This is a genomic window from uncultured Algibacter sp. (assembly GCF_947490405.1).
Classification (GTDB): Bacteria; Bacteroidota; Bacteroidia; order Flavobacteriales; family Flavobacteriaceae; genus Algibacter_B.
In genome coordinates, this window is the sequence record NZ_CANLGU010000004.1 from 64,446 (window position 1) to 79,693 (window position 15,248).

Annotated in this window: 17 protein-coding genes; 7 read left to right on the top strand and 10 right to left on the bottom strand. The window is 32.4% G+C overall.

Going from position 1 to position 15,248, the window contains the following annotated elements; genetic code table 11:
• Window positions 1-17 precede the first annotated feature (17 nt).
• The 3 genes from lptB to Q0772_RS09905 all read right to left on the bottom strand — a co-directional run bounded on the left by lptB (window position 18) and on the right by Q0772_RS09905 (window position 2,632).
• Window positions 18-758 carry an LPS export ABC transporter ATP-binding protein gene (gene lptB, locus Q0772_RS09895; RefSeq protein WP_298343748.1) on the bottom strand — a complete coding sequence of 247 codons (741 nt, stop codon included), beginning with the start codon at window positions 756-758 and terminating at the stop codon, window positions 18-20.
• An 84-nt stretch (window positions 759-842) separates the two neighbouring features.
• Complete coding sequence (gene tatC / locus Q0772_RS09900; RefSeq protein WP_298343751.1) at window positions 843-1,667, bottom strand: twin-arginine translocase subunit TatC; 825 nt, start codon at window positions 1,665-1,667, stop codon at window positions 843-845.
• Complete coding sequence (locus Q0772_RS09905; RefSeq protein WP_298343754.1) at window positions 1,667-2,632, bottom strand: KpsF/GutQ family sugar-phosphate isomerase; 966 nt, start codon at window positions 2,630-2,632, stop codon at window positions 1,667-1,669. The genes tatC and Q0772_RS09905 overlap by 1 nt, the downstream gene beginning before the upstream one ends.
• Window positions 2,633-2,830: 198 nt before the next feature.
• Here Q0772_RS09905 and Q0772_RS09910 point away from each other — a divergent pair, with 198 nt between their 5' ends.
• Complete coding sequence (locus Q0772_RS09910; RefSeq protein ID WP_298343757.1) at window positions 2,831-5,035, top strand: ATP-dependent DNA helicase RecQ; 2,205 nt, start codon at window positions 2,831-2,833, stop codon at window positions 5,033-5,035.
• Window positions 5,036-5,394: 359 nt separating this feature from the next.
• Here Q0772_RS09910 and Q0772_RS09915 read toward each other — a convergent pair whose 3' ends face one another.
• The 4 genes from Q0772_RS09915 to Q0772_RS09930 form a co-directional block, all read right to left on the bottom strand.
• Window positions 5,395-5,886, bottom strand: coding sequence for a hypothetical protein (locus Q0772_RS09915; RefSeq protein ID WP_298343760.1), 492 nt, complete (start codon window positions 5,884-5,886; stop codon window positions 5,395-5,397).
• A gap of 10 nt (window positions 5,887-5,896) precedes the next feature.
• Window positions 5,897-6,571: a hypothetical protein gene (locus Q0772_RS09920; RefSeq protein WP_298343763.1), complete on the bottom strand. Its 675-nt coding sequence runs from the start codon at window positions 6,569-6,571 to the stop codon at window positions 5,897-5,899.
• Window positions 6,572-6,583: 12 nt separating this feature from the next.
• Entirely contained in the window at window positions 6,584-7,780 is a 1,197-nt protein-coding gene (locus Q0772_RS09925) for a hypothetical protein (RefSeq protein WP_298343765.1), read from the bottom strand.
• A gap of 165 nt (window positions 7,781-7,945) precedes the next feature.
• Window positions 7,946-8,383, bottom strand: coding sequence for a hypothetical protein (locus Q0772_RS09930; protein WP_298343768.1), 438 nt, complete (start codon window positions 8,381-8,383; stop codon window positions 7,946-7,948).
• A gap of 187 nt (window positions 8,384-8,570) precedes the next feature.
• Between Q0772_RS09930 and Q0772_RS09935 the strand changes: the two genes are divergently transcribed.
• From Q0772_RS09935 to Q0772_RS09950, 4 genes are all read left to right on the top strand, one after another.
• A complete protein-coding gene (locus Q0772_RS09935) occupies window positions 8,571-9,503 on the top strand; it encodes a peptidylprolyl isomerase (RefSeq protein WP_298343771.1) in 933 nt (310 codons plus the stop codon).
• A gap of 176 nt (window positions 9,504-9,679) precedes the next feature.
• Complete coding sequence (locus Q0772_RS09940; protein WP_298343774.1) at window positions 9,680-10,102, top strand: hypothetical protein; 423 nt, start codon at window positions 9,680-9,682, stop codon at window positions 10,100-10,102.
• A gap of 45 nt (window positions 10,103-10,147) precedes the next feature.
• Complete coding sequence (locus Q0772_RS09945; protein WP_298343777.1) at window positions 10,148-10,693, top strand: YfiT family bacillithiol transferase; 546 nt, start codon at window positions 10,148-10,150, stop codon at window positions 10,691-10,693.
• Window positions 10,694-11,179, top strand: coding sequence for a GNAT family N-acetyltransferase (locus Q0772_RS09950; RefSeq protein WP_298343779.1), 486 nt, complete (start codon window positions 10,694-10,696; stop codon window positions 11,177-11,179). It begins immediately after the preceding gene.
• On the opposite strand, the gene Q0772_RS09955 is transcribed toward Q0772_RS09950, so the two are convergent.
• On the bottom strand, window positions 11,176-11,733 hold the full coding sequence (locus Q0772_RS09955) for a thioredoxin family protein (RefSeq protein ID WP_298343782.1): 558 nt from the start codon (window positions 11,731-11,733) through the stop codon (window positions 11,176-11,178). The genes Q0772_RS09950 and Q0772_RS09955 overlap by 4 nt on opposite strands.
• A gap of 46 nt (window positions 11,734-11,779) precedes the next feature.
• On the opposite strand from Q0772_RS09955, the gene Q0772_RS09960 reads away from it, so the two are divergent.
• Window positions 11,780-12,115: a tRNA-binding protein gene (locus Q0772_RS09960; protein ID WP_298343785.1), complete on the top strand. Its 336-nt coding sequence runs from the start codon at window positions 11,780-11,782 to the stop codon at window positions 12,113-12,115.
• 203 nt (window positions 12,116-12,318) lie between these two features.
• Window positions 12,319-12,510 carry a hypothetical protein gene (locus Q0772_RS16270; RefSeq protein WP_366105533.1) on the top strand — a complete coding sequence of 64 codons (192 nt, stop codon included), beginning with the start codon at window positions 12,319-12,321 and terminating at the stop codon, window positions 12,508-12,510.
• 233 nt (window positions 12,511-12,743) lie between these two features.
• Here the strand turns inward: Q0772_RS16270 and Q0772_RS09970 are convergent, their stop codons facing one another.
• Entirely contained in the window at window positions 12,744-13,118 is a 375-nt protein-coding gene (locus Q0772_RS09970) for a PUR family DNA/RNA-binding protein (RefSeq protein WP_298343787.1), read from the bottom strand.
• Window positions 13,119-13,271: 153 nt separating this feature from the next.
• On the bottom strand, window positions 13,272-15,035 hold the full coding sequence (locus Q0772_RS09975) for an ABC transporter ATP-binding protein (RefSeq protein WP_298343789.1): 1,764 nt from the start codon (window positions 15,033-15,035) through the stop codon (window positions 13,272-13,274).
• Between the last annotated feature and the right edge of the window lie 213 nt (window positions 15,036-15,248).

The following is a 15,248-nucleotide window of genomic DNA, read 5'->3' on the forward strand; positions in this document are numbered from 1 at the left end:
TTCGATTTTAAAAAAAACTAATCCCTGATTTTCTTTTTACGCAATTCAAAATTCTGCCCTAAATAGACCTTACGAACCATTTCATCATTTGCAAGATCTTCAGGAATACCATGCTTTAATATACCGCCTTCAAACATTAAGTATGTTCTATCTGTGATGGCTAATGTTTCTTGTACATTATGGTCAGTAATAAGAATACCGATGTTTTTCTTGGTAAGTTGGGCCACAATACGTTGAATATCTTCCACCGCTACAGGATCTACACCTGCAAAGGGTTCATCTAAAAGAATAAAATTGGGGTCGGTTGCTAGTGCACGAGCAATCTCTGTACGTCTACGTTCACCACCTGATAATAAATCACCACGACTTTTACGAATATGCCCTAAACTAAATTCTTCAATAAGCGATTCCATTTTCATGTGTTGCTCTTTTTTACTCAGTTTAGTGAGTTGCAGTACACTTAGAATGTTATCTTCAATGCTTAGTTTTCTAAATACCGAAGCTTCTTGAGCAAGATATCCAATGCCGTTTTGGGCACGTTTATACATGGGATATTTTGTAATCTCAGTATTATCTATGTAAATATGACCACCATTGGGTTTAATTAAACCTACAATCATGTAAAAAGATGTTGTTTTTCCGGCACCATTGGGTCCTAAAAGACCAACAATTTCCCCTTGCTTAACTTCAAGTGAAACGTCCTTTACTACTTTTCGTCCGCTATAGGACTTCATTAAGTTTTCGGCTCTTAAAATCATATTTTATATACTGAACGTTAAAAATAGTGAAATCATATACACTACAATAACGGAATGTTATTTTTCTTATTCTACTTAAATAATTTAAGCAAGCTGTTTTTCTTTTTTCTTCTGATTTCTTATCACCACTTTAGAAATATAAATGCTTACTTGATATAAAATTAAAATAGGAATTGCTACTATAACCTGACTTGCAATGTCTGGAGGTGTTATAACTGCTGAAAGAATCAAAACAATAACAAGGGCATATTTTCTATACTTCCTTAATATTTGTGGGGTTACTAGTCCAATTTTAGTTAAAAAGTAAATAATTATGGGTAGCTCAAAAATTAATCCTGATGCCAAGGCAGAAGACCTAACCAATGCAATGTATGAGCTAATATCAATTTGATTATCCACTTTTGTAGAAATACTATAATTGGCTAAAAAATTTAGTGATAATGGCGTAACAATATAATATCCAAAAAGTACACCTATAAAAAATAGCATAGAAGAAATTATAATAAATCCTCTAGAATGCTTGCGTTCGTTTTCATGAAGACCTGGGCTAATAAACTTCCATAATTGATAAATAACGTAGGGAAATGATATTATAAAACCACCAAGAATAGCCGTCCAGATATCTGCTGAGAATTGACCTGCCATGGTCCTATTTTGAAGAATCATTGGCATTTCTTCAGCACAAAATGTAGTATTTACACCAATAAATTTAGCAGTTTGGCACAACATATTATATGTTGGAAAACTCATATCTAGAGGTGCGAAAATAATTTGATCAAAAACAAATCGACTAAAAATAAAAACCAAAGTCGCAACAATAACGACTGCTAAACATATTCTTATTAAATGCCAACGTAAATCTTCAAGATGATCTAAAAAAGACATCTCATTAATATCCTTTTTTGCCATTATATAATACCTTCTTTTATTAAATCGTGTAGATGTACAATACCAGCATACTTGCCATTTTCTTCAACCAATAATTGAGATATGCCATTGTTTTCCATAACTTCAAGAGCATCAATGGCCATAGCATTAGCTTCAATACGTTTTGGATTAGCACTCATTATATCTTTTGCTGTTAATTTAGAAAAATCATCAACTTTGCTTAGCATGCGTCTTAGGTCACCATCTGTAATAATCCCTACTATAGCATTATTTTCAACAACAGCTGTAACACCCAGCATTTTCTCGGTTATCTCAACAATAACATTTTTAATACTGGTGTCAAGGTTAACCTTTGGTTTTTCATTTACAGAAGAAATGTCTTGAACACGTAAATACAGCTTCTTTCCTAAAGCACCACCAGGATGATACTTTGCAAAATCGTTACTTGAAAAACCTCGTAACTCTAATAAGCATACTGCAAGAGCATCACCAATTACCAATTGTGCAGTGGTACTAGTTGTAGGTGCTAAATTATTAGGGCAAGCTTCTTTTTCAACATAAGCATTAAGAATAAAATCGGCATGCTCTCCTAAAAAAGAATCTTTATTTCCCGTTATAGCTATCATCTTGTTGTTCGCACTTTTTATTAAAGGAATAAGTACTTTAATTTCGGGTGTGTTTCCACTTTTTGAAATACAAATAACAACATCATCTTTAAGAATAAGCCCTAAATCACCATGAATGGCATCTGCGGCGTGCATAAAAACTGAAGGCGTTCCAGTGGAATTTAATGTTGCTACAATTTTGTTTGCAATAATAGCGCTTTTACCTATACCAGTAATAATAACGCGACCTTTTGAGTTGTAAATAAGCTGTGTAGCTTCGGCAAAATCATTGGTTATTAATTCGGATAAATTCAAAATGGCCTTACTTTCCATTTCAATGGTATGTCTCGCAATATCAATAATAGAACTTTTGTTTTTCAAAATTTATTATTTTTGAGTTGATGTTTAAAGATTTTATTATCTTTAATCATACATCAAAGATTCAAATTTTGTTGTAATTTGAAAATTCGTTACAAAACTAACGAAAAAAATATGAGGGTTCTCTAAATGCTTAATGAAATTAATCAACCAATATTTAGCAATTTAGAGTTTTAATCAAACAATAATTTTATACAATTCATGTCAATAACAAAAAGTGACTTGCATGCTGCTCTTAAAAAATATTTTGGGTTTAATAAATTCAAAGGGCTTCAAGAAGATGTTGTAGAAAGCTTATTATCAGGAAATCACACTTTCGTTATTATGCCAACTGGTGGCGGTAAGTCTTTGTGTTACCAACTACCAGCTTTAATGCAAGAAGGTACAGCTATCGTGGTATCGCCTTTAATAGCACTAATGAAAAATCAAGTGGATGCCATAAGAGGTGTTTCAAAACATAATGGTGTAGCCCATGTGTTAAATTCTTCATTAAATAAAACTGAAATAAAACAGGTTAAAGAAGATATTGTTAGCGGTATTACGAAACTGCTTTATGTAGCACCAGAATCGTTAACCAAAGAGGAAAACGTTGAATTTTTACGTACGGTCAAGATATCGTTTATGGCTATAGACGAGGCGCATTGTATTAGCGAATGGGGGCATGATTTTAGACCAGAATATAGAAACCTACGTCATATTATCAAACGTATTGGAGACAATATTCCTATTATAGGATTAACAGCTACAGCTACACCAAAGGTTCAAGAAGATATTATTAAAAATTTAGGTATAGGCAATGCAACCACCTTTAAAGCATCTTTTAATAGGCCTAACCTGTATTATGAAGTAAGGCCAAAAACAAAAAATGTAGATGTTGATATCATACGTTTTATAAAACAAAATGATGGTAAATCTGGAATAGTATATTGTTTAAGCCGAAAACGTGTTGAAGAGTTAGCACAAGTTCTGCAGGTAAATGGTATTAATGCAGTGCCATATCATGCAGGTTTAGATGCCAAAACGCGTTCCAGTCATCAAGATAAATTCTTAATGGAAGATGTAGATGTTGTGGTGGCAACCATAGCATTTGGTATGGGAATAGACAAACCCGATGTACGTTTTGTAATCCATCATGATATTCCAAAAAGTATAGAAAGTTATTACCAAGAAACAGGTAGGGCAGGTAGAGACGGTGGCGAGGGGCATTGTTTAGCTTTTTACGCCTATAAGGATATTGAAAAACTAGAAAAATTCATGTCTGGTAAACCTGTAGCAGAACAAGAAATAGGGCAGGCCTTACTTCAAGAAGTTGTCGCTTTCGCGGAAACATCTATCTCCAGAAGGAAGTTTATACTTCACTATTTTGGTGAAGAGTTTGATACTAAAACTGGTGAAGGAGGCGATATGGATGATAATGTAAGGCATCCAAAAAAGAAAGTGGAAGCCAAAGACAACGTAAAGTTGTTGCTTGAAACTATTGATAATACAAATGAAAAATACAAGTCCAAAGATTTAGTTAATGTGTTAGTGGGTAAAGAAAACGCTTTAATTAACTCCCATAAAACTAACGAACAACCATTTTTTGGAAAAGGAAAACACCAAGACAATAAATATTGGATGGCCTTATTAAGGCAAGTTTTGGTTGCTGGTTACCTTAAAAAAGATATTGAAACTTACGGCGTTATAAAGTTAGTTGAAGACGGTAAAGACTTTATAAAAAACCCGAAGACTTTTATGATGACCGAAGATCATATTTTTGAGGGCGAGCAAGAAGATGGTACCATAATAACAGCCGAAAAAGGAGGAGGTGCTGTCGCAGACGATGTGCTTATGGGCATGCTAAAAGATTTGCGTAAAAAGAGTGCTAAAAAACTTGGTGTCCCGCCGTTTGTTATTTTTCAAGACCCGTCTTTAGAAGACATGGCACTAAAATACCCAGTAAATCTATCCGAGTTGAGTAATGTACACGGCGTAGGCGAAGGTAAAGCCAAAAAATACGGTAAAGATTTTGTAGCGCTTATAGCAAAGTATGTTGAAGAAAATGAGATTACCCGTCCAGACGATTTAGTCGTAAAATCTACAGGAAGTAACTCTGCAAATAAATTATACATCATTCAAAATATAGATAGAAAACTCCCATTAGATGATATTGCATCTTCCAAAGGCATGGAAATGGATGCCTTCATCAAAGAAATGGAAGTTATCGTCTATTCAGGCACCAAATTAAATATCGATTATTGGCTGCACGATATTCTGGATGAAGACCAGCAAGAAGAAATCCACGACTATTTTATGGAATCTGAAACTGACGATATTGACGCAGCAATAGATGAGTTTGATGGTGATTATGACGATGAAGAACTCCGGCTATACCGAATCAAATTTATCAGCGAAGTAGCCAATTAACCTAAAAATTATTTGGGCGTTACCACAAGGGTCGGGCTTTACGTTATATCTTTTTAAAACGTCATTGTGAGGAGCTAGCGACGTCACAATCTGTTAAATTCAAGTTCAAAAGCAAATTTATGGCTTACTTTTTTTAAAAAGGATGCCACTATAATCCCTAACGCGGGCTAGTTTGCTAGCTTAATTTCTTGAACTATATTGGTTTTTTTTGGAAGAGTTCGTTTAACGTGTTGGTATATGAAAAGTAGCAGATTTGTATGTGCCATTTTTCGGTTTAGAAACAAAGATAGCAGAAAAGAACCAAACCTTTGCTTAAGCTCTTAACTGCTATTTTTTATATACCGTGTTGTAGGCAGTATTTATTCTTCCGCAACGTAAAAACACCTAACCTCTTTTACAATAATCTCTTTATTTTGTAATTCGGTCTTATCAATTAAAAAGATAGTTTTAGCATTATTAATTAATTTTACAGATTCAATATACCCAATTTTTTGCATAAATTCTCCAGTTATAATAATGTCTTTGTTTTTTTTTAAAAAACTTTTATTTAATCTAAAATAGGGCACAGGATTATCTTTATATTGCTCATCAAAATCGGAATAATGCCAATAAATAAACCTCATTACTTCACTTTGCAGTGAATAATAGTTTTCTTCTTTAAAGAAGAAATTATATGTTATACTGGCTCTTTTATCTTTAAATTTTTGTGAAATTCGTTTAGATTGGTAATTGCCATTTGTTCCATTGTGAAGTATAAATAATACTTCACTTTGTTTAATTTTTTCTAAATTTTGAGAATAACAATTAATTGTTAAAGATAAAACGAGACTTATTATTATCGTTTTTTTCATATTTTGTGTTTTAATCATTACATTCATTACTAAATCCAAGTATTCCAATATCTTTATAGCTATTATAGTTTTCAAATTTACTAGGAGTATTTTCGATATTATTTTTAAAAGCATTAGAATTTTGCAAACCAGCCATACTTAAATATTTGTAAAACTGACTCCAATCCCAAGGAACTTCTGTTCCAGTTGGATTATTTTCATCAATGAATGTATAATCTTCTTCAGCAGATTGTTGGTGAGATAATGGAATCAAATCATCTTTAATATCTGCCAAAATTTCAGACATGATTGGCAATAAGGAATCAAACATAAATTCATGGTCGGATTGAGCAGGACAAGCTGTTGAAAAATAAATATTTAGTAATTCGCTTAGTTCCACATCATCATAACCTTCTAAAGGTGTTCCTTGGTTGCAACCATATTGCTTTACTGTTAGGTAGGCATGGATTGATTCGTGAAGTATCGTTTTTGCCAACGAGATAGAACTAACGCCCATGTTACTTTTATTGATTTCAATAACAGCATTATATTTTACAATTTCACCAGTTGTAGGATTTACTGATAAAGCCCGTGTTTTAGTGACTCCATTAGGTTCTGTGGTTGAGGGAGGAGTTGGAGGTATGTTGTCAACAATTTTAAATTGTACATGCATATTTTCACTGTTTCCAAAAGTATCAACAAACAACTTTTTAAATTTTTAGGATTTTATAAGTTTATTATAAATACACATAAACTTAACTTTTTCAGGTTCAGGATTAAGAACTGTTGGTCTAACAAGTTCTAAATCTACATTAAAAGGGGATGCAAAACTTTCTTCTAAATCTACTTTTTTGTTTAGAGTTAGGTCTCTGTTAGCATTTTTAACAAACTCAACAGCTTCGTGTGGATATTGTGTTAATAATAAGTCTAAATCTCCTGAGTTCATTTGGTTTTCAAGAAATTCAAAAATAGTATTTTGTGTTTCTAAACTTAAACTTGAAAATAAGGTAAACTCTTCATCAGTTAACTGAATGCTCGTAAAAGTCTTTTTTCTTTGTTGGTCTAACGGCATTACATAGGGTGCGCTAATAGGAGCATCATTATTTATTGTACCTCCACGTCCTCCTGATGAATTGTTTGGGTTACTGGTTGTGGTACTTCCTTCATTTGTTGCTGGTACTTCAGTATTACTAGTATCATCATTGTTACTACTTGTTCCACCAGATCCACTACCTCCTCCTGCACAATCAAACTGTGTCCATGTTACATATGAACCTTCCCATCCAGTTGAAGGGCTTTCATCATATGATCCAGACCAACAAGTTGATGTTTCTACATCTACATAAACTAAGGAATTGAGAATAACGTCTGTGTCGAAGTTTTCAAGATATGTCATCGAAGTTTTATCCTCTAGCTCTGAGGAACTCAAATTGTTTATATTCTCTCTTTCAGAAGGCGTTAAATTATAATTGATAACAAACGTATCGTAATCACCGTTCGAATCATTGAATGAAAAGAATAGGTTTTGAAACAAATTACTTGTCTCATTATTTATTTTGTATATAGGAAAAGTATAAGAATGATAAGTTCCATCTGACTCTTCTAAATATTTAGCTTCATCTGTGTCAATGTAGAAATCATATTCAGAAATATAAACTGTCTTTTTTTGGCTTGTTTTTGACGCACTAATATTATTTTGTTCTACGCCTTTTTTTATGGCATTTATTTTACTTAATAAATTTGAATTGTTTGATATTTCGTTAAACTTAACCTTTGTAACTGAATAAGGATTTGAATTGGTTTCTTGAATGGGTTGAAGAGTGTCGTTTTCTTTTTCGCAATTGGTGAGAAGTAAAGAAATCCCGAAGATTAGAATTCCAAGTTGGAGTAGGTTTTGCAGTTTTTGTTTTTTCATGTGTTCCGTTGTTTAAAATTAGTTAAAAATGTTCAATGTGAGTGCATATTGCCTACAACTATTTCACGGATATGAAATCGTTTTAATGTTTTATATCCGAAGTTAAACGAAGTTAGCTAATTTTTCTGACAAAATCAAGTGTTGTGTTAAACTAAAATCTTCAGCTTAAAGCGTCTTAAAAACAACCTCTTGTTTCTTAGCACTTAGAGTTAAAGAGGTAATCTTATTTTTATCAAAATTAGCAACATCGTTTTCCTCAATTTGAAAATCTATGCGTGTAATAAATCTATTTGATACGTTGGAATAATCAGATTCAAATTCATCCATATCAGATTTTAGTACCAAATCAATCTCAGTTCCTTTTAATGCGAGTTTAGCACCTTTAATCGTTTTGATTTTAAAACTGCCCACAACTATAGTTATTACATAAAAATAACCTCCTAATTCTGAAGTTTTGGCAAATAGTACATTTTGTTCAGAAACGGCAAAAGCCTCTTCATCAATGGCGTTAATAATATCTTCGGTATAATTATCAACATGTGTACGCTCCATGGCACGAATATTACCAAAAGCGGCAAGAATTTTATCTAAGCTAAATTTCATAATAAAGCGTTTTTGTAAAACTAAAATTATAATTATAACCACAAAATTATAATCATAAATCATTTTATATAATGGTAGTTATTTTTTTAAAAAGGTACATACAACATACATCTTATGATTTTTTTTCAGTATTCAGTTTTAGTTATCTATGTTTCATATATTTGCAACTTCAAACAAAATAAGCATCATGCAAGACGGATTATACGCAAAATTTAATACATCAAAAGGCGAAATATTAGTCGCTTTAGAATTCAAAAAAACACCAGGGACAGTTGGAAACTTTGTAGCTTTAGCTGAAGGAAATTTAGAAAATTCTGTAAAACCACAAGGAGCACCATATTATGATGGTTTAAAATTTCATAGAGTTATACCAGATTTTATGATTCAAGGTGGTTGTCCGCAAGGTTCAGGAGCTGGAAACCCAGGATATCAGTTTGATGATGAGTTTCATCCAGATTTAAAGCACGACGGGCCAGGTGTATTATCTATGGCTAATGCAGGACCAGGAACTAACGGAAGTCAGTTTTTTATAACGCACATTGCAACCGATTGGTTGGATAATAAGCACACTGTTTTTGGAAAGGTTGAACACGGACAAGAAGTTGTTGATGCCATAGCACAAGGTGATAAAATTGAAAGTTTAGAAATTGTAAGAGTAGGTGAAGAGGCCGAATCTTTTAATGCTGTTGAGGCATTTAGAACATTTGAAGGTTCTAGAGAAAAAAGACTAGCTGAAGAAAAAGCAAAACACGAAGCAGCTTTAGATAAAGTGGCAGCAGGTTTTGATAAAACGGAAAGCGGGTTACGTTACCAAATTATCCAAAAAGGAGATGGTGTAAAAGCAGAAAAAGGAAAAACAGTATCTGTACATTACAAAGGGCAGTTAATTGATGGAACAGTTTTCGATTCTTCATACAAAAGAAATGAACCTATAGATTTTCCATTAGGAGTTGGACAAGTTATTCCTGGTTGGGACGAAGGTATTAGTTTATTAAACGTTGGAGACAAAGCACGATTGGTTATTCCTAGTCATTTAGGTTATGGAAGCAGAGGTGCTGGAGGTGTTATTCCTCCAGATGCTAACTTGATATTCGATGTAGAATTGATGGATGTTAAGTAAGCAGTGAATAGCTTTTAAAAAAAGCTAGAGAGATTTGATCTCATCCATATTAAAGATATATTAGATAAAAAGACACCTAACTTAGGTGTCTTTTTTTGTTTTAGCATCATAACGTTAAATTATTTTATTTATCGAGTTTTTTAAAACCATATATTTTATAGTTATAGTTTTGCCTCATGATTAGCGTAAAACAAACCAACTTATACTCCGAAGTTTTAAAAGAACTCAATTATTCTTTTGGAAACGTATTCATATTTAATGGATTTATTGTTTCAGAAATGAACCAAGGTATAAATGTTAGTTGGAGTAATCATGCTAAACAGATTGTTGAAGATGTATCTTGTTATTTAGGTACAGATGGGAGTGATATAATTTATATTTCTAATCGTATAAATTCTTATGCTGTTATGGCTGCAGATTGGCTTAAATTCTTCAAAAGTAACTACTACCTTAAAGCATACTATATTGTTTCGAATAAGCCGACTAGTAAAATTAATTTTGTAGTTGAAAATTTGTTTTTCAAAAACAAAATCAAAAACTTCAATTCATTATACGAAGCGGTTAATTGGGCTAAAAAAGGGATAGTTGAGGTTGCATAACCATAAATAATACTTATTTTAGAACCACATTTTAAAATTTATATTGTGGATTCGAAAGCACTAGAGAAATTAAAATATCCTATCGGGCAATTTCAATGTCCTGAAAAAATTACTGAAAAGCATATTGCAGAATGGGTTTCTACTTTAGAAACTTTTCCAATTCGTTTTGAAGCATTAGTTAAACATCTTTCAAAAGAACAATTAGATACACCTTACAGACCAGATGGGTGGACAATTAGGCAAGTTGTACACCACGTTTCTGACAGTCATCATCATAGTTATACACGTTTTAAGTGGGCTTTAACAGAAGATAAACCCTTGATTAAAGCTTATAATGAGGCAGATTGGGCAGAGTTGAATGATAGTAAATCGGCACCAATACAAATGTCTGTAGAGCATTTAAAAGCCATTCATTACAAACTCGTGAATCTGCTCAAAGGCATGTCAAAAGAAGATTTTAATAGAAGCTTTATACATCCTGAAACTAATAGTGAAGTACTTTTAAGTTATAATACAGGTAATTATGCATGGCATAGTAACCATCATTATGCGCATATTGAAAACATTATGAAGCGCAAAGGTTGGTTGTAAATGATAAGACCGGTACATATAAATGATGCTCAAGCACTATTAGATATTTATAATTACTATGTGATTAACACAACGGCTAATTTTGATATAGAGCCTTTGACTATTGAAACTTTTACAGAAAAAATAAATAATATTATTCCTAATTACCCATACATTGTTTACGAGGAAAATAATAAAATATTAGGGTATGCTTACGGAAGTAGATTTAGACCAAGAGCAGCTTATGATTTTGTAGCAGAATCTACTGTGTATGTAAAACACGATGTACATGGAAAGCAGATAGGTACAAAGTTATATACTGAATTAATTAAACAGCTAAAAGCAACAGATTTACATACCGTTCTGGGGGTGTTAACCATCCCGAATGAGGCGAGTATACAACTTCACGAAAAACTAGGTTTCAAACAAGTGGCTAACTTACGCGAGGTTGGTATGAAGTTTGGCAAATGGCAGCATGTAGGTATATGGCAACTAAAACTTAATTAGACTTTCCATTTAATGTTGCAACCAATACTTGGTTTTTGAGTTTCAGTATTTTCTTTGTTTTCTAGTAAACAACCTAGGGCATGTCTTAAATCTTTTCCAGAAAGCGGTATACTATTTCCAGGTCTAGAATCATCAAGTTGACCTCGGTAAGTAAGTTTTAATTCAGCATTAAAAAGATATAAATCTGGTGTGCAAGCTGCATCGTAAGCTTTGGCTACTTCCTGTGTTTCGTCATATAAATAAGGAAACGGATAGCCTTCGTTTTGTGCATGGACTTTCATTTTATCAGGGCTGTCTTGCGGATAGTTTATCACATCGTTACTTGAAACAGCAATAAAAGAAATACCTTGAGAAGCATACTCATTTGCTATAGCAACCAATTCAGAATTTAAATGAATAACGAAAGGGCAGTGGTTACAAATAAACATAATAACCGTTCCTTTTTCACCTTTTAATTCATCTAAGTTTAATGTAGTATCTGATACAGTATCTAAAAGCGAAAAATCTGGTGCTTTTGTTCCTAACGGAAGCATATTTGAAGGTGTTCTTGCCATAATTTTATATTTCCTCAAAGTTCGTTAAAATTTGTATTTTTAAAAAATGAGGAGTACAATATCTTTTGAAGATTTCACTAAAGTAGATTTAAGAGTTGGAACCATCATTGAAGTTAATGATTTTCCAGAAGCCAGAAATCCTGCCTATAAGCTTACAATTGATTTTGGAAATTTGGGAATAAAAACCTCTTCTGCACAAATTACCACATTATATTCCAAAGACGATTTATTATATAAACAAATTATTGCTGTGGTTAACTTTCCAAAAAAACAGATTGCTAAATTTATGAGTGAATGTTTAGTTTTAGGAGCCGTAAAAGAAAACGACGTTATACTTTTAAATCCAGAGACTAAAGTTAAAAACGGAACACCTGTAAATTAATTTATGCAAGAATTAGATAAGGTTCAAATCAACTTTGATAGCAATGGCTTATGGGTATTAAATGTAGCGCTCGCAATTGTTATGTTTGGAGTGTCTTTAGGAATTACTTTTGATGATCTAGGGCGTTAATAAAACAGCCAAAGTTAGTTTTAATAGGGGTTTTATCTTAATTTATATTTCTACCATTAGCTACGTTTCTTTTAGTGCTTTTGATAAGGCCTCAACCCAATATTGCTTTGGGAATGTTTATGGTTGCTGCTTGCCCAGGCGGAAACATCTCAAATTTTATGATGCATTTGGCTAAATGGAATACAGTCTTATCAGTGAGTTTAATTGCTTTTGCTACGTTTTTAGCGGTCTTTATGACGCCTTTTAGCTTTGGAAATACGCTGTAAAACCTAAAATAATTGAGGTAGAGTTCTTGTCAACATTTCGATTTGCATTGGTTGTTACTCTTGCTCCTCTTTGGTTAATAATTTGCTTAGGAATAGTAGTAACATGAGATTGAGTCGCGGCATTGGGATATTTACTAACCAGTTTATGTATTACCTTATTGGCAGTTAAGGTATAAAAAAACCGTAGTGGTTAACTACGGTTTAGATTTTATAATTTTATTGTTAGCTGCTGACTATATATCGTCAAAATTTACGTCTGTAAAACTATCAGTTGAACCTGTTTTTAAATCAGCTTCAGTAACTCGCGAGCCATCATCATATTCCTTTTTAAAATCTTTTTGATGACGCTCACTAATAACTTCATCACCTTTTTCAGCAATGATGTAATTTGTCATTTCAGCCAAAATTTCTTTAAACTCAGTAAAGTCTTCTTTGTAAATGTATATTTTGTGTTTTTTGTAATGAAACGATCCATCGTCATTTGTGAATTTTTTACTTTCCGTTATGGTTAAGTAATAATCTTCAGCTTTTGTAGCTCTAACATCAAAAAAATATGTTCGTCTTCCTGCTCTTAATACTTTTGAAAAAATTTCCTCTTTCTCCATCATATCATTATAATTCTTTAAAATTACTATCTATTTACAGTATCAAAAATCTAAAAAAAAACGATACTAACCAATAAATTTTAAATTTTCTTTTTAGAATATTAGATTTTGTTGCATTTAATTGAATAAAAGCTCCTAAATGTATAAATAAAAACACTAAGTTTTATTAGAAGAAGTTTCGCTTAATTGTTTTAGGTATAACTCTTTATAATAACCTTCGGTATCAATTAGCTTATCATGAGTGCCTTCTTGAATAATTTCTCCATCTTCTAAAACAATGATTTTATCAGCATTTTTAGCAGATGATACTCTATGACTAACAATGATGGATGTTTTACCTTGTGATATTTTGCTAAGGTTTTTTAAGATTTTTTCTTCGGTCTCAGTATCTACTGCAGATAAACAATCATCAAATAATAAAATTTTAGGCGATTTTATAATGGCTCTAGCTATAGATACGCGTTGCTTTTGCCCTCCAGATAGAGTTATACCACGTTCACCTAAAACGGTGTCGTATCCATTATTGAACTTAATAATGTTTTTGTGTACTTGAGCATTTTTAGCAGCTTCAATAACTTCTTCATCTGTGGCGTCTTCTTTACCAAATTTTATATTTGTTTTTATGGTATCAGAAAACAGAAAAGCATCTTGTGGAACATAACCGATGCTGTCTCGTAAGTCGGTTAAATTTAGATTATTAATAAAGGTGTTATTTATTGAGATAGAGCCAGCATCAATATCATAAAGTCTACCTATTAAATCTAAAATTGTCGATTTTCCCGACCCTGTTTTTCCTAAAATGGCTAAAGTTTCACCAGCTTTAATGCTAAAACTAACATCTTTTAACGCTTGAATATTTGTGTCATCATAAGTAAAAGATACATTCTTAAAGGCAATATCGCCTGTAATTTCTGTATGGTTAGCTATGTTGTTCTTAATTTCAGGTTCTATTTTTAAAAACTCATTAATGCGCTTTTGGGAGGCTTCTGCTTGTTGCACAATAGAAGTAACCCAACCTACGGTGGCTACAGGCCATGTTAGCATATTTACGTAAATAATAAATTCTGCAATGGTACCAATACTTTCTATTTCACCATTAATATATTGCATACCACCAATATAAATTACAAGGAGGTTGCTTGTGCCGATTAGCAGAATCATCATGGGGAAAAACCAAGCTTGTACTTTAGTTAAATCAATTTGTTTTTTTTTGCTTTCTGAAGCTAGCGATTTAAAATTAACCGACGTTTGCGGTTCAATGCCATAGGCTTTAATTACAGAAATACCACTAAAAGATTCTTGCGTAAAGGTTGAAAGTTTTGATAAATACTCTTGTACTATGGTGCTTCGTTTATGTATTTCTTTGCTTAATTTATAAATGATTACAGAGAGGATAGGCAAAGGAACAATGGTGTACAAGGTTAACTTTGGCGATGCATTAATCATGTAAATAATTACAATAACAAATAGTGCAAGTGTGTTAATGCTGTACATTAAGGCTGGTCCACCATACATTCTAACTCGTGTTACATCTTCGGTAATACGGTTCATTAAATCACCTGTTCTATTTTGTTTGTAGAAGTTTAATGAGAGCTTTTGGTATTGGTCATAAATTTCGTTTTTTAAATCGTATTCAATATAACGAGATACGTTTATGATGGTTTGCCTCATAAAAAACGTAAGAATAGCAGCAATTACAGCAGCTCCAATAATATAGAGGATGGCTTCTAATAAGTCTGCTCTAAAGGTGGTTTCGTTTATTGATTTATCAAAATACCGCTCTATGGCTACAAATATTTTTTTTACATAACGTGGTGTGTACAGTAAAAACAAACGTGCCACTATGGTAATAATAGAACCAATGATTAGATGTGTTCTATATTTAAAAAAGTATTTATTGAGGTGCCTTAATTCTTTCATTTATCCAGATAGGAATCGATTTGCAAATATAACTCAATAATAAAGAATAGGTTGATTTATAAGGTTTGCAAAGTGTTAAATATCTTTTAAAAAAGAAATATGCTTTGGTATATGGATTGTGCTTTGCGGATATGCCTGCGTTAGGGATAGTAGTGGAAAGCCCACAGCCCGATCCCGATAACTATCGGGTGAGGTGCGAGGACTTGTAGCGGA